The 17,939-nt window shown below is 63.3% G+C and carries 15 protein-coding genes; 12 read left to right on the top strand and 3 right to left on the bottom strand.

Annotated features, from left to right (window positions below; genetic code table 11):
- Positions 1–60 precede the first annotated feature (60 nt).
- A complete protein-coding gene (locus AC5RW2_RS31635) occupies positions 61–657 on the top strand; it encodes a 50S ribosomal protein L25/general stress protein Ctc (RefSeq protein ID WP_493963431.1) in 597 nt (198 codons plus the stop codon).
- A gap of 134 nt (positions 658–791) precedes the next feature.
- Positions 792–1,364, top strand: a complete 573-nt coding sequence (gene pth / locus AC5RW2_RS31630) for an aminoacyl-tRNA hydrolase (protein WP_493963500.1) — start codon at positions 792–794, stop codon at positions 1,362–1,364.
- A 194-nt stretch (positions 1,365–1,558) separates the two neighbouring features.
- Here the strand turns inward: pth and AC5RW2_RS31625 are convergent, their stop codons facing one another.
- On the bottom strand, positions 1,559–3,202 hold the full coding sequence (locus tag AC5RW2_RS31625; protein WP_493963432.1) for a RecQ family ATP-dependent DNA helicase: 1,644 nt from the start codon (positions 3,200–3,202) through the stop codon (positions 1,559–1,561).
- A gap of 175 nt (positions 3,203–3,377) precedes the next feature.
- On the opposite strand from AC5RW2_RS31625, the gene AC5RW2_RS31620 reads away from it, so the two are divergent.
- Positions 3,378–4,457: a chitinase gene (locus tag AC5RW2_RS31620; protein WP_493963433.1), complete on the top strand. Its 1,080-nt coding sequence runs from the start codon at positions 3,378–3,380 to the stop codon at positions 4,455–4,457.
- Here AC5RW2_RS31620 and AC5RW2_RS31615 read toward each other — a convergent pair.
- Positions 4,454–6,796: a bifunctional polysaccharide deacetylase/glycosyltransferase family 2 protein gene (locus AC5RW2_RS31615; protein WP_494074924.1), complete on the bottom strand. Its 2,343-nt coding sequence runs from the start codon at positions 6,794–6,796 to the stop codon at positions 4,454–4,456. The two genes, AC5RW2_RS31620 and AC5RW2_RS31615, sit on opposite strands and share 4 nt — an antisense overlap.
- Positions 6,797–7,153: 357 nt before the next feature.
- Between AC5RW2_RS31615 and AC5RW2_RS31610 the strand changes: the two genes are divergently transcribed.
- The 4 genes from AC5RW2_RS31610 (at position 7,154) to sufU (ending at position 11,395) form a co-directional block, all read left to right on the top strand.
- A complete protein-coding gene (locus AC5RW2_RS31610; protein WP_493963435.1) occupies positions 7,154–7,747 on the top strand; it encodes an arsenate reductase/protein-tyrosine-phosphatase family protein in 594 nt (197 codons plus the stop codon).
- 61 nt (positions 7,748–7,808) lie between these two features.
- Positions 7,809–9,338: a sugar transferase gene (locus AC5RW2_RS31605; protein WP_493963436.1), complete on the top strand. Its 1,530-nt coding sequence runs from the start codon at positions 7,809–7,811 to the stop codon at positions 9,336–9,338.
- A 277-nt stretch (positions 9,339–9,615) separates the two neighbouring features.
- Complete coding sequence (locus tag AC5RW2_RS31600) at positions 9,616–10,932, top strand: cysteine desulfurase (protein ID WP_493963437.1); 1,317 nt, start codon at positions 9,616–9,618, stop codon at positions 10,930–10,932.
- A gap of 1 nt (position 10,933) precedes the next feature.
- Positions 10,934–11,395, top strand: a complete 462-nt coding sequence (gene sufU / locus AC5RW2_RS31595) for a Fe-S cluster assembly sulfur transfer protein SufU (protein WP_493963438.1) — start codon at positions 10,934–10,936, stop codon at positions 11,393–11,395.
- A 125-nt stretch (positions 11,396–11,520) separates the two neighbouring features.
- Here the strand turns inward: sufU and AC5RW2_RS31590 are convergent, their stop codons facing one another.
- The gene (locus AC5RW2_RS31590) at positions 11,521–12,240 is read right to left on the bottom strand and encodes an AfsR/SARP family transcriptional regulator (RefSeq protein ID WP_493963439.1); all 720 of its coding nucleotides are present in this window, start codon (positions 12,238–12,240) and stop codon (positions 11,521–11,523) included.
- 1,571 nt (positions 12,241–13,811) lie between these two features.
- On the opposite strand from AC5RW2_RS31590, the gene AC5RW2_RS31585 reads away from it, so the two are divergent.
- The 5 genes from AC5RW2_RS31585 to wecB all read left to right on the top strand — a co-directional run bounded on the left by AC5RW2_RS31585 (position 13,812) and on the right by wecB (position 17,898).
- Positions 13,812–14,045, top strand: a complete 234-nt coding sequence (locus AC5RW2_RS31585) for a hypothetical protein (RefSeq protein ID WP_493963440.1) — start codon at positions 13,812–13,814, stop codon at positions 14,043–14,045.
- 327 nt (positions 14,046–14,372) lie between these two features.
- A complete protein-coding gene (locus AC5RW2_RS31580; RefSeq protein WP_493963441.1) occupies positions 14,373–14,657 on the top strand; it encodes a hypothetical protein in 285 nt (94 codons plus the stop codon).
- 12 nt (positions 14,658–14,669) lie between these two features.
- A complete protein-coding gene (locus AC5RW2_RS31575) occupies positions 14,670–16,007 on the top strand; it encodes a glycosyltransferase family 2 protein (protein ID WP_493963442.1) in 1,338 nt (445 codons plus the stop codon).
- Positions 16,004–16,660: a YfiR family protein gene (locus tag AC5RW2_RS31570; protein WP_493963443.1), complete on the top strand. Its 657-nt coding sequence runs from the start codon at positions 16,004–16,006 to the stop codon at positions 16,658–16,660. Before AC5RW2_RS31575 ends, AC5RW2_RS31570 begins: the two co-directional genes overlap by 4 nt.
- Before the next feature lie 47 nt (positions 16,661–16,707).
- Complete coding sequence (wecB, locus tag AC5RW2_RS31565; RefSeq protein ID WP_493963444.1) at positions 16,708–17,898, top strand: non-hydrolyzing UDP-N-acetylglucosamine 2-epimerase; 1,191 nt, start codon at positions 16,708–16,710, stop codon at positions 17,896–17,898.
- Positions 17,899–17,939: the final 41 nt, after the last annotated feature.

Below are 17,939 nucleotides of genomic sequence, written 5' to 3'. Positions count from 1 at the left end.
CGGTGCGGCGGGTCGGTCTCTAGGCACCCGCCCTGAACCAACCAGCACAAGGAGAACATCATGTCCGAGCTGAAGCTCGCAGCTGAAGTCCGCAACGAATTCGGTAAGGGCGCTGCCCGCCGCGCCCGCCGCAACGCGCAGATCCCCGCCGTCATCTACGGCCACGGCGCCGAGCCGCTGCACGTTCTGTTGCCGCAGAAGGCCACCACGCTGGCGCTGCGTACCGCCAACGCGCTGCTGACCTTGGACGTTGACGGCGAAGAGCGCCTGGCCCTGGCCAAGGACGTCCAGCGTGATCCGATCGCCCAGATCATCGAGCATGTTGACCTGCTGACCGTCCGCAAGGGCGAGAAGGTGCACGTCGACGTCAACATCCACGTTGCCGGCGAAGTTGCAGCCGGCGCCGTCTTCGATCTGGAAGAGTTCACCGTTCTGGTGGAAGCCGATGCCACCGCACTGCCGGAGACGCTGACCATCAACGTCGAGGGCCGCGAGATCGGCGAGCACGTCCACGCCACCGACATTGAGCTGCCGTCCGGTGTCAGCCTGCTGATTCCTGAAGACACGGTGATTGCCACCGTTTCCGCACCGGCAGTGGCCGAGCCCGAGGCCGAGACGGCCGAAGCCGCACCGACCGCCGAAACTCCGGCTGAGTAGTAACTTTCCGTCAGAGCCCCCGGCGACTGCTTTCCGCACTCGCCGGGGGCTTTGGTCTATCCCCGGGACGATCCTGGGTCCCTGCAGCTACCATCCAAGGAGCACCTGTCCACGTGAGCAGCGACACCTGGCTGATGATTGGCCTGGGCAATCCCGGCCCCGGATACAGCGGCAATCGGCACAACGTCGGCCAGATGGCCCTCGACGAGCTGGCCAATCGAGTTGGCGGATCCTTTAAATCACACAAGACGCACGCCCAGATCTTGGAAGGCCGCTTGGGCATCGGCGGCCCCCGGGTGGTGCTTGCCAAGCCGCTGACGTTCATGAATCTTTCAGGGGGACCGACGGCGGCGCTGTGCAATTTCTTCTCGATCGCACCAGACCATGTGGTTGCCTTGCATGACGAGATCGACATCCCGTTCAACACGATCAAACTCAAGATCGGCGGGGGAGAAGGCGGGCACAACGGCCTTCGCGACATGTCCAAAGCACTCGGTACCAAGGACTATTACAGGGTCCGGATTGGAGTGGGCCGACCGCCTGGGCGCATGGATACAGCTGACCATGTACTGCGTGATTTTTCCACGGCGGAAAAGAAGGACCTGCCGTTCCTCGTGGACGACGCCGCCGATGCGGCCGAACTTTTGCTGCGCGAAGGGCTGGTGGCTGCGCAGCAGAAATACCATGGCACGGCCAAGCAAAACTGACCCCCCGCGTCACAAAAACGTCGATTGGCTCGTTTAACCGCGGAAGACTAGAATCGAACCAGCCATACTGGCTCCCTAAGCGGGGGCCGACGATGGGCGGCTTATGAGACTGAGCCAACCCCCATCCCATCGTCGGCCCCTTTCCAATGCCCGGGCAGGCTCTCCCGTGAAGCCGCATGGGCGTGCCCGGCCGCTTACTCCAATAATCCCTCGTCCGCTTCGACCGCGGAGAGCGCGATGTCCTTGTAGCCGACCGATTCGAAAAGGACGGTAATGCGGTCCGGCCGGGTGCCCATCACGATGCCTGGCCCCCACTCGCGGTGCTTCACCGGGCGCTGGATCTCGTAACCCTCCGGCATCTGTGCCTCACGTGCTTCAACCTCGGTTTCGGACGTCGCCTCGCAGTTGTCGCAATTACCGCAATAGCCGTCGGTCTCTTCGCCGAAGTAGTTCAGCAGCCAGTCCCGCCGGCAGCGGTCCGTTTCGGCATAGCCCCTGGCCATTTCGATCCGCGATTCGTCGATCCTGTGCCGCGATTCGGCATCCGCCACGGCGTCGTCAGCAGCCTCTTGCGCGCCGATACCGCCCTTCGCGCGGTAACCGTTGCGGTTCACCGCGATGCTGCCGCTGTGCTCCAGAATGTTGAGTATGCGGGACTGTTTCCGGGGCGCAAGGCCGGTAAATTCACGCAGCCCAGTGGGGCGGAGCGGGCCATGCTCGCTTATGGCGTTGAAGACGGCGGCGAGCTCGTGCGGATCGGGAGAGCCGCCGGCGAAGAAGCGCCGCAGGCCCAGATCCTCGGACCGGTAGTGCAAAATGGCCTGCGCCGGTTCACCATCCCGGCCGGCGCGGCCGATTTCCTGGTAATAGCTGTCCAACGAGTCGGGAATGTCGGCGTGCACCACGAACCGGACGTCCGGCTTGTCGATTCCCATCCCGAACGCCGAAGTGGCCACCACTACGTCCACCCCGTTGGCCTGGAAACGCTCGTGGATCGCCTCTCGGTCGGCGGCCTTCCGCCCGGCGTGATAGGCGTCGGCACGCAATCCCCGCTCGGCCAGCTCGGCTGCATAGCGCTCCGTGTCCTTGCGGGTTGCGGTGTACAGCAGCCCCGGCCCGCCCAGTGCCGCCACCTGGTCCACCACAGCCTGCCGCTTGCCGCGGTCCTCATGGTGCCGCCGCACCTGAAGGTTCAGGTTCGGCCGGTCGAAGCTCTGCACTGCGATGAAAGCATCCCGCAGATCTAGCCGGTCGATGATTTCCGTCCGCGTGTGCGGTGAGGCGGTGGCCGTCAGGGCGATGACTGGCGGATGGCGCAAGCGCTTCACTGCCGTGGTCAGGGTCAGGTAGTCGGGCCGGAAATCGTGCCCCCAGGACGAAATGCAGTGCGCTTCGTCCACCACTAACAGCGAAATGTTCTGCTCGCCGAGTCGCTGCAGCGTTTCCTCCCGGGCCAGCTGTTCCGGGGCCAGGAACAGGAACTTCGCCTCGCCGCTGCCCACTGCGTCCCAGGCTCTGCGTTCGGCTGCCGCCCCCAGGTTCGAATTCACCGCAAAAGCGCGCTGGGCGCCCAAGTCCTCGTTGATGGCATCAACCTGGTCGTACTGCAGCGCAATCAAGGGAGAAATAACGACGGCGGTGCCCGGCAGTGCGACGGCGGGAACCTGATAGATGGCCGACTTCCCGTGCCCCGAAGGCATCACTGCCAGCACGTCCCCGCCGCGAACGGCCGCAGCCATGGCGTCCAGCTGTCCTTCGCGGAGGACTTTCCAACCGAACGATTCCTCGGCTATCCGGCGCAATTCGCCGTGGTCGGCCGGCTGGTGATCTTCGCTCATGGGACTCCTGGAGAGGTGCCGGTGCAATATTTCTTGTTCTTCATTCCTAGCGAGTGGGGCGGGCTTTGTACAGGGCTCCGATCTCTATCGCGGGTTCGAACGGAGCGGCTAGACTGGCAGCAAATGAGCCACCTAGGCAGGCACCAGCTTGGGTCGACGACGATGGGGATCGACGATGAGCAGTCCGTTTTTCCGACGCTGCACCAAGGCCTATTGGGGGGCTGGGGTGGTTTCCCTAGCCGCAGTTTCGGCCACTGGTTGCGCTGCACTCGAAACGAGTGCTGAGCAGAATATCTCAACCCCCTGGTTCACGGGGTATGTGGACGTCACCGTGCCGTCATCCTATGAGTTTGATCGTCCGCCGAACAGTTCAGCTGCGGGCGCTATGTTGTCCTTCATCGTGGCTGACGCGACGCAACCCTGTGTGCCCTCGTGGGGTGGTTATTATTCATTGGATCAAGCAGCCACGAAACTCGATTTGGACCAGCGTATCCAGCGGTCGAGGAAGGAAGGCGGCGGGGTCTCCATTTCATTCGGAGGCCAGCTGGGAGATGAATTGGCCACCGTTTGTACCGACCGGACTGAGCTCCTCAACGCTTACCGCAGCGTCATTGAGCGCTACGATATCGACACCATAGACCTGGACGTCGAAGGCAAAGCACTAACGTCAGGGGAGTCCCGAACAGAACGCGCAGAAGCCATAGCCCAACTGCAGCGCGAGCGGGACCAGGGAAACCCGCTGCGGGTTTGGCTGACCCTGCCTGTTACTCCCACCGGACTGACGGATCCGGGCACTGCGGTTGTGAAGGCGTTCCTCGCCGCCGGCGTGGACCTGGCCGGAGTGAACATCATGACCATGAACTTCGGCGGCAGCAGGGCCGACGGTCAGTCAATGCTCCACGCCTCGATCGACGCCGCTGAGGCCACCCATCATCAACTGGCGGTCCTCTACGAGGAGACCGGACAACAGTTGGATGACCGGGAAATCTGGCAGAAAATCGGCTTGACTCCCATGATCGGCCACAACGACGTCGAATCCGATGTGTTCGACCTGTCTGCTGCTGAAGGGCTGAACGAATTTGCCCGTGGAAAAGGCTTGGGCAGGATATCTCTTTGGTCGCTGAACCGTGATCGGCCCTGCAGCCCTGAAGAATCCGACCAAAGCGTGCCCTCAAATACATGCAGCAGCGTTGCCCAGGATGCGGGGGACTTCTCCGCAATCCTCGGCAACGGCTACTCCAGCACTCTCCCTTAGCCGGTCGCGACGGTGGGCATGGCAACCGAGTTGGTCCGCTGGGGTTTATACCAACCCACCATTTTGCCTCGCAACGCTTGGAACAGCGACGCATAGAGGAGGTAGGCACGAAGCGGTTCGTAGATGAGCCGGTAAATCGGCACCATCAGCAGATGCCACATGCTCTCCTTGACCATTGCCAGCGCGATCACTGAGATGGTGAAGTGGGTTCCCGCAACGAAGATCGCGAACAAGGCAATGGAGTGCCAGTTGCCTTCAACGGCGCTCTGTACAGCTACCAGCACTGTCAGGGGCATGAACACCAAGGGCACCAGGGTGGAGAGCCACGCATACGGCAAGGCGACCATGCCGAGCAGCCCGTACCGGGGGCGCAGGAGCATGTCGTGGTGCTTGCGCAGCGCCTGCAGGTTTCCATAGGTCCAGCGCAGCCGCTGTTTGGCAAGGCCGCGCACGGTCATGGGCGCCTCTGTCCAGGCGACAGCGCGGTTCTCCTGCACAATGCGGTAGCCGAGCCTGTGAATGGACAGGGTCAGGTCTGCGTCCTCGGCCAAGGTGTCATGCGAATAGCCGCCGACTACGTCCAAGGCTTCCTTCCGCCATGCGGCGCAGGCGCCAGGCGTTATCGAGATGACGCCGGCAAGTCCCTCGGCCATCCGTGTGACGCAAATTCCTGAAATGTATTCCAGCGACTGCCAGGCGGTCAGGATGTTGCGTCGGTTCCCCACTTTCACATGGCCTGCAACGGCGCCCACCCTGTTTCCGCCGTCAGGATCGTAGAAATGCCGGGCGAGCATCCGTACGGTTTGGGGCTCGAAGATCGTGTCCCCGTCCAGCGTCACGATGATTTCCCCCCGAGCCTGGGAGATGCCAAAGTTGCTGGCAGCAGACTTGCCGGCGTTCGACTGAGTCAAGACCCTTAGAGCACTCCAGTCCCTGGCGTAACTACGCATCACGGACAAAGTGCTGTCCGTTGAGCCGTCATCGATGGCAATCACTTCCAAGGCAGGATAGTCGCTGGCTTTCAGCGCCTGAAGCGTTTTCAAGACCACGGGTTCCTCGTTGAATACCGGCAAGATCACACTGACTAGAGGCAGGGCTGCGTCCTTGAGTTCCGGCCACCTTTTCCTCTGTTGCAGACGATGACCGATGATCGCGAGGATGATGTAGGCGGTGGTCATGATGGCGAGAGAGCCAATGCCGAACCAGAACAACCACGTAATCACATCGTTGGTGGCCGACCAATACGCAATGTTGTACCCTGCGGTCAGATGATCCACGGCTTCTGCAGGGTGGGAATCCACGGGTTGGAAGCTGGGGGGCAGGATCGGCGCCATCGTTGTGAAGGTGTAGCCCTGGTCCTTGGCCTGTTTTATCAGATCCTCAACCAGCGTCAGGGTCGCGGATCTGTCTCCGCCGCCGTCGTGGAGCAGTACCACGTGCCCTTCCCCGTCAAGCTCTGGCTGGGGAATCGTCTGGCCCGGTTCGTAGTTCCAATCCAACGTGTCGAGATCGAAGTCAACGTGCAGATAACCGAGTTGCTGGGCCTCCAGGACAGCCAAGGCGTTGTTGTCTGGGTCCCCCTCAGGCAATCGAAAGAGGCGCGTGGCATACCCCCCGAGCGAACGTATGATGCGGTCAGTTCCAATTATTTCGTCCCGGTCACGCGCCGTGTCATGTTCATAGAAGTCGATGTGGGTCATGGTGTGGTTACCCACCATGTGGCCTTCGCGAAGGATGCGAGACAAGATGTCTGGATGCTGGACGACATTCTCTCCAATGCTGAAGAACGTCGCCGGCACCCCTTCGCGGGACAGGATGTCCAGAAGCTCCGGCGTATAGGCGCTGGGACCATCGTCGAATGTCAGCATGAGCTGCTTTTTCGGCGGAGACCCAAAGCGTTCCATAACATAGGGAGCCTCGCCGATTTCCTCCGCTTCAGCGTCGGTGGCTTCACGGAAAATCCTCGTGCTGAATGGGTCTGTGAGCAGGACCTTGCCGTCCACACGCTTCACTATGGAAATACGCGAGAAGATAGAGCGGTCTGCCCCGTCGATGAGCGGAATGTTCTCGTCGTCCCAAGTGGACAACAGCTTTTCCGGATAATCCGCATGTTGGTTCTCCGCGGGAATCCACGTGGGAGTACTTGCGGCAGGCCCGGCCCAAGCGACGACTCCGGACGTAGCGGTGAGCAGGAAAACGAGGACAGTGAGTACGTTCCTCCACCGTTTGCCTGTTGGGTCAAAGAAGACGGGAACCGAGCGATGCGGCACCTTTGGGTTCGGAGACATATGGCGAGCCCGCCGACGTTTTTTGCGTACGCCAAAGAAAAAGGTGTGCATGATCAGTTCCCCAAAGATCAATCGCTTATGGTCGCGACCGCCCGACAGCCGGGCTCCCCAGCCCGCCCGCTATTAGCTCTCTGTTTAGGAGCCGGCCCCCAGGCCCAGACGACGCTTCCTACCCTAGGGACGGCCTTCGCCCGGAACACGCGTAGTAACTACTCGTTTCCATGCGGGGCTACTCATGAGCACCCCGTTGCACTACCTGTGAGCCTGCGAGGCTGCGGACCACATGTGAAGGTTTGTGGCCGGATTACTACGCAGGAACTCCTCAGGATGTGCCAAAGACATGCTCAGCTCGACCACGGGAGTGTTGCGTGTGTATGGGGGGCCACGAGGACGGGTTAGAGTTCGAATATGATCCGGATTTTGACTGTCTGCACCGGCAATGTTTGCCGGTCGCCTATGGCTGAGCGCCTGCTTCAATCCCGACTCGATGACGTGAGGCCGGGGATGTTTGAGGTCAGCAGCGCCGGCATCCAGGCACTCGCTGGAGCGCCGATGGATGCACGTGCCGCGGGGTTGCTGCACGTCTTCGGCGGAGTTTCGGAGGGCTTTGTCGCCCGCCATCTCACGGAACAGCATCTGGCCGACCCAACGCTGGTGCTCGCAATGTCCACCGAACACCGCGACCGGGTTTTGAATCTGGCTCCGCGCCTGCTGAAGCGCACCTTTACGGTTCGCGAACTGGCACGGATGCTGGAGGCAGTGCAGAACGATCCTGAGCTGGAGATTCCTGGCGGCACGGCGCCCGAGGAGGTCGAAGTCCGCTGGAAGCGGCTACCACACTTGGCTGCGCTCAAGCGTTTTGAAACGCGCGCCATGGATCCCAGCGAGGACGACGTCGTGGACCCCTACCGCCGGGACGATAGTGTGTACCAGCAGATGGGCCGCGAACTGGTGCCCGCTCTTGACCGACTGCTCGCGGTAGAGGAATCGTTTATCCCATAGTTAGTAGAATTGATATCGACTCGGCTGGGGCAGCACTAAATACCTTGGAAGGCAGTGGGGGATGGCAGTATCGGTGCGGGAGGAAACGTTAATCGATCCACCCGGTCGGCAGCAGGCGGAGGGCAGTACCGCATCCGCGGGCGGCGCCGCGCCGGCAACCATGCCCTCGCGGCCATGGGGGCGGGTCCTTCAGCGCCGTTTGGTGGCCAGCGACTTGATTGTGGTCGTCGGGTCGCTGCTCGTCGCACAACTCATTCGCTTTGGCGTCGCCGAGGAGGACCTCACCTTTCTCGGCGGGCCTCGTGCCTACTGGATAGTTTCACTCCTTCTGGCTGGCTTATGGCTGTCGGCGCTGGCCATGACGCGCAGCCGTGCGTTGCCCGTACTGGCAATCGGGAACGACGAATACCGTCGTGTCATCAATGCCACCATGGGGACCTTCGGCGTTTTCGCCATTGGCACCATGTTGGTGGATTTCCCCATTGCGCGCGGCTATCTTGCCATCGCGCTGCCCGTGGGTCTTGTCCTACTGTTGCTGACACGGCATCTTTGGCGGCTGATGCTGCTCCGGAAACGCGGACGGGGCGAATATATGGATCGCGCCCTGATTGTCGGCCAGATGCCGGACGTTCGATACGTAGCGCGGAAGGTCCTCAAGACCCCGCAATCGGGCTACCTTCTGGCCGGGGCGGCAGTCCGGTCTGCCGTTGACAGGGAGGTCGATTTGCCGGAGGGGCCGGCCATTCCGATCGTTGGAGCGCCGGAAGACGTAGTCCGCTTGGTCGAGGAACAGGGTTTCGACACAGTGATCGTGGCCGGCTCGCCAGCCGAGAGCCAGCGCTACCTCAAGGAGCTCAGCTGGCAGCTGGAGTCCACGCAGGCATCGTTGGTTGTGGCCAGCCGTCTGGTGGATATCGCGGGCCCGCGCATTCACTGGCGCCCGGTAGAGGGCCTGCCGCTCATGAGCGTCGAGATGCCCAACTACGAGGGGTCAAAATACGCCTGGAAGCGCCTGCTGGACATCGTCACCAGCGCGCTCGGACTGGTGGTTCTTTCGCCGCTCATGCTGCTGATTGCCCTGACGGTACGCTTGGACAGCCCCGGTCCAGTCTTTTTCCATCAGGAACGGGTGGGCGTCCGGGGCAGCAGATTCCGCATGCACAAGTTCCGTTCCATGGTTCCCAACGCCGAAGATCGCCTGCAAGAGTTGGCGGCTCATAACGAGGGCGGCGGTGTGCTGTTCAAGATGAAGAGTGATCCCCGGATCACCAAGGTCGGGGCTTTCCTCCGCCGCTATTCGCTCGATGAACTGCCACAGTTGTGGAATGTACTCGTGGGGGACATGTCTCTGGTTGGGCCGCGGCCGCCTTTGCCCAGCGAGGTGGAAGGCTACGAGGAATACACCCACCGCCGGCTTCTCGTTCGTCCTGGCCTCACTGGCCTGTGGCAGGTCAGCGGCAGATCCGACCTCTCGTGGGAAGAGAGCGTCAGGCTGGACCTCTATTACGTGGAGAACTGGTCCTTGGCCGGTGACCTGACCATCATGATTAAGACCGCCAAGGCAGTAGTCGGAAAAGACGGGGCTTACTAGCCTGCACCCCCGAAGCCGTTGTCGACGCCGACCCGGCATGACCTCGTCAAGGACCCCTGGCCGCGCCCGCCGCAGGAATGATCATGCCGATGGACAGCGCCTCGGGACGGGTGAGCAATAAGTGGGTTGGGGCAGTGGTATCTCCGGGTAAGGCAGCACTCACGTGACCACCATCGGCGGAAGTGGGATGATTAGCTCAGACTTGTCTTGCGTAATGTCGGCTCATGGCACGTGCGGGACAACTGGTTCCCATCATCGATCCAAGGAGCACCCCAAGGTGTCTGTGGTTTCCACACCCGCAACGCTCAGACATGCCGCCGGCATGATCGACGACGCCGAGGCCCGGCGCATTCGCAACGACTTCCCGATCCTCAGCCAGTCGGTCAACGGCTCGCCACTGGTCTATTTGGACTCCGGCGCCACCTCGCAGAACCCGGTGTGCGTGCTGGAGGCCGAGCAGGAGTTTTACGAACAGCGCAATGCTGCCGTGCACCGCGGCGCCCACACGCTGGCGGTCTCGGCCACGGACGCCTTCGAGAATGCGCGCGAAATCGTCGCCGGCTTCATCAATGCCGGCATCGACGAAGTGGTCTGGACGTCCAACGCCACCGAGGCCATCAATCTGGTTGCTTACGCCTTCTCCAACGCCAGCGTTGGACGCGGCGGGGAGGCAGCATCGCGGTTCGTCCTGGGGCCGGGCGATGAGTTGGTGGTAACCGAGATGGAGCACCACGCCAACCTGATTCCGTGGCAGGAGCTTGCCTCCCGCACCGGTGCCACCTTGCGCTACATCCCGGTGGACGACGCCGGTGCCCTGCGCCTCGACGAGGCCGAACACATCATTGGCCCGCGCACTAAGGTAGTGGCGTTCACCCACGCCTCCAACGTGCTCGGAACCATCAACCCGGTTGACGCTTTGGTGCGGCTGGCGCGGAAGGCGGGCGCCGCCGTCGTGCTTGATGCGTGCCAGTCGGTGCCGCACATGGGCGTGGACATGAAGGCGCTGGACGTGGACTTCGCTGCCTTCTCCGGGCACAAGATGCTCGGTCCCACCGGGATCGGCGTGCTGTATGGGAAGGCGGAGCTGCTGAACGCGATGCCGCCGTTCCTGACCGGCGGCTCCATGATCACCACCGTGACGATGGAAAGGGCTAACTATCTGCCGTCGCCGCAGCGCTTCGAAGCCGGGACGCAGCGGATCTCGCAGGCAGTGGCCTTGGCCGCGGCCGTGGACTATCTGCGGGAGACGGGCATGGATCGGATCCATGCGTGGGAAACGGAGCTGGGACAGCGGCTGGTAGCCGGTCTGGAGGCCATCGACGGTGTCCGCGTGCTCGGACCCGCCGCCGGCGCCGAGCGGATCGGGCTGGCAGCGTTCGATGTAGACGGCGTCCACGCCCACGATGTGGGGCAGTTCCTGGATGACAAGGGCATCGCGGTGCGCGTGGGCCACCATTGCGCGCAGCCTCTGCACCGGCGGCTGGGCCTGGTGGCGACCACCCGGGCCAGCACCTACCTGTACAACACCACGGACGACGTCGACGCTTTCCTGGACGCGGTCGCCGGGGTCCGCCCGTTCTTTGGAGCCAACTAACGTGAGCGCGGAACTGCAGCAGCTGTACCAGCAGATCATTCTGGAGCATGCCAAAAAACGGAACGGGTCGCCGCTGGCCGATCCGCCGCCGGGCGACAAGTCCGGCGAGTCGCACATGCTCAATCCCACCTGCGGGGACGAAATCACGCTGCGGGCTGCCGTGCACGACGACGGCGCTGCAATCACGCTTTCCGCCATCAGCTGGGACGGCCAGGGCTGCTCCATCTCGATGGCGTCCGCGTCGGTGCTCAGCGAGCTGGCCCAGGGCATGGACCGGGAGGAACTGCTCAAAGTGGTGGACAACTTCCGCGAACTGATGCGTTCCCGGGGCAGCATCGAGGCCGACGAAGAAATCCTCGGTGACGCCGCCGCGCTCTCCGGCGTCTCCCGCTACCCGGCACGGGTCAAGTGCGCCATGCTGGCCTGGGTTGCGCTGGAGGAAGCGCTGCTGGCGGCGAACTGACGAGCCCCGCTGCAGCTGCAGTCTCTGGTTCTCGAATCGAGGACCTTGATAAATGTGATGAAGCGATGCCGTCGCCGTAATGGCGCGCCGGTCGACGAGCAGCGTGTCTTTGTAGTCGGTGGAGGCTACGTTCTGTTCGAATTGATACCCGCAGCAACTCTCGCGAGGTGCTCCGATGGTTCTATTCCTAACTCAACGCCCAAATTGGTCCTGAAAGCCTGAAATGTGCGTAAAGCACGGGCACGGTTTCCCGCCTTCAGCTCCGCGTTGATGAGCAGCGCGACGGCGCTTTCATGCAGCGGCTCCAGCTCGAGGGCGCTCTCGGCCGCTTCGACAGCTTTGTGAACGTCGCCTTCGTCGATCCAGCGGCGGGCCAGCATAAGGAATGCGCGCAGTCGTAGGTTCCGCAGCCGCTGCTGCTCAAGGAACACCCAGTCGTCGTACCAGCCCGGCAGCAGATCTCCGGAGTGCAGGCACGCGAGGCAAGCATCGTCCGATAACTCCGAGCCAAATTCGCCAAGACGCTTGACCTTATTGACCACATCGTGCAGGTCAACAGTGACGCGGTCTGACAAAGACAGCACTTGGCCGTCGTTTACCAAAAGCCCCGGAACCTGGCTGGATGTCAAGTAGACGGATGTTCGTAGACTTTCCATTGCACGTGCTTCTGGTCTGTCCGGCCACAAAAGGCCGCTGTAGTAACGACGGGGCCGGGGGCCATAGATGGCCAAGGCAGCTATCAACCGTTGCTGCCGCGACGCGACGCGGATTTCTGTCCCGTCCCGCCACAACTGGAAGCATTGAAAAAGATTTAACTTGAACTGTCCGTCATCGTCCTGCGCCATACCTTCCCCCAACAAGCGCTAAATCACGTGCACGGCAAAAGAAGTTCGCGTGACGCATACCCTGCGGCTCCCCCCATGGACGCCGGCGATGGTGAGCACTGCTAGCTCACCAGTTTTACGCACACGTTCTGCCGCCGTTGGCAGGCAAGCGACGCTTCTAGTCCGTCCTTCTGCTTGTTTGAGACAAAGTACCCCATTAGCAAGCCCATGGAAAGGGAACGCGTTGACTCATCAAAGATGCCCGCGTAGCGGCGCGTCTGCCTCAGCGGTGCTCGTGCCCCCTGACCGGATGGCACCGCGATCATGCCCGCAAGGCCTTGCGGCAGGCTTTGGCCCTCAAACCGGTCAAGCTACGCCGGACCCGGCCGCCGCTCTACGGCGAGCCGGTGACCGAGGCGCTGCGGTTCTGCTGGGCGGTCCAGGGCACCCGTGCGGCCGCCTGCTCGCAGCGGCACTGCCGGACCTGGTCCCGAGGCTGCGCCGGTTCGAGGAACTTAAGATCGATGACAGCACCGCGAAACTGCTGCTGAAGATCGACCCTGCCACGATCGACCGCAGGCTGAAGGCCGAGCGGGCGAAACCGGAACCGCGGGGACGGTCGCATACCAAGCCCGGGACACTGCTGAAGGACTCGATTCCGATGAGGACCTGGGCCGAGTGGGACGACGCCAAACCGAGATTTGTAGAGATCGATCTGGTCGGACATGAAGGCGGCAACTCCAAGGGCCAGTTCTGTTTCACCCTGGACATCGCTGACATCGCCAGCGGTTGGACAGAGACCGTCTCGGTGAAAACGAGGCCTAGAAATGGGCCTTCGCTGCCATTAGGGAAGCTACCGCAAAGTTCCCGTTCCCGATCCTTGGCATCGACTCGGACAAAGGTTCGAAATTCCGATGGTGTGAACAAGAGGAACTGACGTTCACCAGGTCCCGTTCCGGGAACAAGAAAGACGGGGCGCATATCGAGCAGAAGAACTGGCACAACGTGCGCCAGACCGTCGGGTACCACCTCTACGACACTCCTGCCGAGTTGGAGTTGCTGAACAGGATCTGGGCGCTCCAACGGCTGCTCACGAACCATTTCAGTGCGCAGCAGAAGCTGGTCAAAAAGAGGAACGGAATGGAGCCAAGATCAGTAAGAAGTACGACGCGCCGGCAACCCCCGTACCAACGCACCCTCGCCGACGAAGGCACGGTCCGCAAAGCCGTCAAGACGAGGCTGATCAAGGAAAACACGCCGCTGAATCCGGCCGCCATCCAAACGTCAGGTCCAGGCACTCTGCGCCGAACTGCTCGCCCTGACCACCCCAAAACAAGGCACTAGACCACTGCCCGTCCGGGCAAAATCAAATGATTCCACCATCGATCCAAGCGGGCATCTTGACATGGTTCCTCGGGGGAAACGGCGGACATTTCCGAAACTATGGAATGGCTTACAAAAGGTGTTATATCGGTGTCGTGCAGGAGCCTGCTTCTTTAGGTTCCCGTGATAAGACTTGATCTTGGAAACCTTATCCGACACGGGGACTGTGAAGCAGTTGCCTTGTATCGACGACTAGCAGGAGCAAATCTTTGACAGTCGAATCAGCTTCTGAGGCGTCAGACGGCGGCATAGTTTCCAGTAACCCGGGCACTCTGGTGATCAACGTGTGGCGTGAAGCCGAGCACGCGAAGCCGCTCCGGGCCCGCCTTTCCTCCCGGACTGAGGATGACTCCGAGGCGACAACGAGCTATGCCGCTGACCTGGACACAGTCCTGGCGCATGTGACCGATTGGTACCAGGGACTGGCCGAGGCACAGGAGTAGTAACACGTAGCCCTGAGCTTTCCGTGCAGACTGCCCTGTCTGTTAAGAACGCTCCAGCCGGCGATCATGCCTCAGTCACGCGTTTGTCACGGCTCCGGAACTTAGCTGTACAAATCTCAAGCCGTTTGTGATTTGGAGGCAGACCGTGTTCCTTTTTCTTCTTTGCCGAGGGCCATCCGGGGCAGTCAGGCTCGCCGTCCCCGCGCGAGAAGCAGTGGCGGAGGTGTGAACCGGATGCTGACGATGAATCCGTTGGTCCGTCCGGGGGGATGGGCCCACCGATCCATCGGGGGAACGGATCGACTTCGGGTCCGAGGAGCACCTCACATGCCGTACTTTGTCACGCCCATGGGCGCTCTCACGTCGGCGGAGGCCGCGCAGTCGGGGCTCCAGATGGGAGGACGATTCCTGCTGATGGTCTCGATGACGCTGTTCCTGTCCTACCTGCTCTTCATGCTCGGCGCCGTCGTGGTGTCAGGCCTTCTGAGCACGGCTCGCTCCGTCCGCCGGCGCCTCGCGCACAACAGGCCGGCCGCAGTGGGCGGTCCGCAGCCCGCGACACCGTTGTGGCACGTCGACTCCACGGCCGACCGCCATGGAGCACGGGAGTAGGGAACCAAGACCATGATGATCTTGTACGGCCAGCGCATCGACTTCGTCCTGATCCTGGCCGTGAGCCTGGTGCTCCTGTCGGTTCTGTACGGTGTGCTGATGCTCGTCCTGTCCCGGTTCGAACCGGCGTACGCGCGACGTCGAGCGGTGACCTTCCCCGCGACCGCGGCCGAGAAGGCCGTCATCTTCGTGGTGCCCTGTCTCAACGAGGAACGCGTCATCGCCGCAAGCCTCGATCGGCTCGTAGAGATGGACCACCCGCGGATGCAGGTCCTGGTGATCGACGACGGCTCGGACGACGGCACAGCGGCCATCGTGCGGGCCCACCCCGATCCCCGGGTCAGCCTGCTGCAACGACGTCTGCCGACCGCGCGGCAGGGCAAGGGCGAAGCGCTGAACGCGGCGATCCGGCACATCCGCTCCGGGGCGCTCGGCCCCTGCACCGACCCCTCGGACGTCGTGGTCTGCGTCGTGGACGCCGACGGGCGGATGGAGCCGCAGGCCCTGGACGAAGTGATGCCGCTCTTCGCCGATCCCCGGCTGGGCGCCGTCCAGATCGGCGTCCGGATCAACAACCGCCACCAGAACCTGCTGGCCCGGATGCAGGACATCGAGTTCGTGCTCTACACCGAGGTCTTCCAACGCGGCCGCCGGCACCTGGGGAGCGTGGGGCTGGGTGGCAACGGGCAGTTCGTGCGGCTCTCGGCCCTCATCAGTCTCGGCCCCGCACCCTGGTCCAGGAGTCTCTCCGAGGACCTCGACCTCGGCGTGCGACTGCTGATCAGGGGGTGGAACATAGACTTCTGCTCCACCTCGGCCGTGCACCAGCAGGGTCTCGTGGACGCCCGGCGCTGGGTCAAACAAAGGACCAGGTGGTTCCAGGGGCATCTGCAGTCCTGGACGCTGGTCCCCTGGGTGCTGCGGGACCTGACCGGCGCGCGCCGCGTGGACCTGCTCTACCACCTGACCAGCCCTTACCTCATCCTGCTCGCTTCCTTCCTCAGCGCCGCCTTCCTGCTGTGGATCGTCAGCATCGGCATTGGCGTCGTCACGGGGTCCCTGGATTTCTCGTGGTGGTGGGTCTCGGCCTACGCCGTGGCGTTCGGACCCGCGCTGATGTTCGGGGCCGTCTACTGGCACCTCGAACGCGGTCACGGCTTCGGGCCGCTGAGCGCCCTCGTGCTCCTGCACGTCTACGTCGGCTACGCCGTCCTCTGGTATGTCGCCGGGTGGAAAGCTGCCTTTCGCTCCCTCGCGGGCCGGAACTCCTGGGCGAAGACGGACCGGACCACCGACGACCAGGACTCGGCCGCGCAGGAGCTGGATCACCCGTTAAAGGCACCGGCATGAGGACAGCACTGTGGCTCGGGGGCACAATCCTGCTCGTGGGTTCCATCGCCGCCGTCGCCGCCGTCGGGCTGGGCCAGCGCCACACCGGCCCCTGGTCGGACGGGGAGGTCATCGGACGGTGGACCGTGATGTACACCGGTAACGGCGAGGCCTCGGGCCACGACGAGGAGGTCGTGCTCCATCCCAAGTCGGCCGGCTCCGCGGACATCACCCACGGCGGTCTCGTGCACACCACCCGCTCCTACACCGACCCCACCTTCGAGGTGACGGTGCACACCGAGGCGCAGGTGCGGGACGGCCCGCCCAACGTCTGGGAGGTGGGCTGGGTGCTGTGGAACCTCCGCGACGACGAGCACTTCTACGCCGTGGCGCTTAAGCCCAACGGGTGGGAGATCTCCAAGCAGGACCCCGCCTACCCCGGCAACCAGCGGTTCATCGCCACCGGCTCCGAACCGCAGTTCCCCATCGGCCAGGACTACCGCGTGCGCGTGGAGCACGACTGGCCCCGCATGACGGTGAGCGTCGACGGGCGGGAGCTCGCAACCATCACCGACGACGAAAGACCGTACCGCGGCGGAACCATCGGCCTGTACACCGAGGACGCGAGAGTCCGCTTCACCGACCTGGACATCCTCGACGCCGCCTCCGACTGACCAGGGCCTTCGGGCCCACCGGACACCCATCGCACCAGGAGCAACCCATGTCTCACTCATCCTCCAGGACGCCCATCTCCGTCATGGCGATCTACGGCACACGGCCCGAGGCCATCAAGATGGCACCTCTCGTGATCGCGCTGCGCGACGATCCGCGCTTCGAGATCCGCGTGGTCGTCACGGGCCAGCACCGCGAGATGCTGGACCAGGTCAACCAGTCCTTCGGCATCGTCCCGGACCGGGACCTGAACATCCATGCCGCGGGTCAGAAGCTGACCGAGATCACGACGCGGACGCTGCTGGGACTGGCGCAGGTCTTCCAGGACGACCGACCGGACGCGGTCCTGGTGCAGGGCGACACGACGACCACCTTCGCCGCGTCCCTGGCGGCCTTCTACGCCGGCGTCACGGTGGTGCACACCGAGGCGGGGCTGCGGACGGGCAACAAGTACTCGCCCTACCCCGAGGAGATCAACCGTCGCCTCACCGGCCAGATGGCGTCCCTCCACCTGGCGCCGACCTGGGCCGCGCGGGACAACCTCCTGCGCGAGAACATCACTCCCGGCTCGATCGTGGTGACGGGCAACTCGATCATCGACGCCCTGTTCATCACCGTCGCCTCCCGGCCGAGGATCGAGGACCCCGCACTGGGCGCGCGGCTGGCGGCCGGACGTCCCGTGGTGCTCGTGACGGCACATCGCCGCGAGTCATGGGGAGAACCGCTGCGCCAAGTCGGCCGGGCGATCGCCCGGCTGGCCGCAGCGCACCCGGACCACGACTTCGTCTTCCCGGCGCACCGCAATCCCCTGGTGCGCGAGGCGATCCTGCCGGCTGTGCAGGACTGCCCCAACGTCCTGGTTACGGAACCGCTGCCCTACGCACAGTTCTGCGCACTGCTGGAGCGATCCTCGATCATCCTGACCGACAGCGGCGGGGTGCAGGAGGAGGGGCCCTCGCTGGGCAAGCCGGTGCTGGTCATGCGGGACACCACCGAACGGCCGGAGGCGGTGGCGGTGGGCGCCGTGCAACTGGTTGGCACGGACGAGGAGACGATCGTCGACGCGGTGTCCACCCTCATCGAGGACGAACGGACTTACCGGCGCATGGCGAGGGCGCTCAATCCCTACGGCGACGGTCACGCCGCCGAGCGGACCGTCCGGGCCCTGGCCCGCCACTATGGACACGACGACACCGTGCAGGAGTTCCGGGGCTGGGCAGCAGCCGTCCCCATCGCCTGAGAACCGCCGCCGCGGGCTCCACGCCGGTCCGCGGAGCCGCC

This window comes from Arthrobacter sp. B0316-1-20, from assembly GCF_059091865.1.
Note: the sequence above shows the minus strand (reverse complement) of the source record. Positions and strands in the feature narration are given on the sequence as shown.

Excerpts from the sequence above, each read along its gene's own strand:
- AC5RW2_RS31635 (WP_493963431.1), top strand. The coding sequence starts at position 61 with ATGTCCGAGCTGAAGCTCGCAGCTGAAGTCCGCAACGAATTCGGTAAG.
- pth (WP_493963500.1), top strand. The coding sequence starts at position 792 with ATGATTGGCCTGGGCAATCCCGGCCCCGGATACAGCGGCAATCGGCAC.
- AC5RW2_RS31625 (WP_493963432.1), bottom strand. The coding sequence starts at position 3,202 with ATGAGCGAAGATCACCAGCCGGCCGACCACGGCGAATTGCGCCGGATA.
- AC5RW2_RS31620 (WP_493963433.1), top strand. The coding sequence starts at position 3,378 with ATGAGCAGTCCGTTTTTCCGACGCTGCACCAAGGCCTATTGGGGGGCT.
- AC5RW2_RS31615 (WP_494074924.1), bottom strand. The coding sequence starts at position 6,796 with ATGCACACCTTTTTCTTTGGCGTACGCAAAAAACGTCGGCGGGCTCGC.
- AC5RW2_RS31610 (WP_493963435.1), top strand. The coding sequence starts at position 7,154 with ATGATCCGGATTTTGACTGTCTGCACCGGCAATGTTTGCCGGTCGCCT.
- AC5RW2_RS31605 (WP_493963436.1), top strand. The coding sequence starts at position 7,809 with ATGGCAGTATCGGTGCGGGAGGAAACGTTAATCGATCCACCCGGTCGG.
- AC5RW2_RS31590 (WP_493963439.1), bottom strand. The coding sequence starts at position 12,240 with ATGGCGCAGGACGATGACGGACAGTTCAAGTTAAATCTTTTTCAATGC.
- AC5RW2_RS31580 (WP_493963441.1), top strand. The coding sequence starts at position 14,373 with ATGCCGTACTTTGTCACGCCCATGGGCGCTCTCACGTCGGCGGAGGCC.
- AC5RW2_RS31575 (WP_493963442.1), top strand. The coding sequence starts at position 14,670 with ATGATGATCTTGTACGGCCAGCGCATCGACTTCGTCCTGATCCTGGCC.
- AC5RW2_RS31570 (WP_493963443.1), top strand. The coding sequence starts at position 16,004 with ATGAGGACAGCACTGTGGCTCGGGGGCACAATCCTGCTCGTGGGTTCC.
- wecB (WP_493963444.1), top strand. The coding sequence starts at position 16,708 with ATGTCTCACTCATCCTCCAGGACGCCCATCTCCGTCATGGCGATCTAC.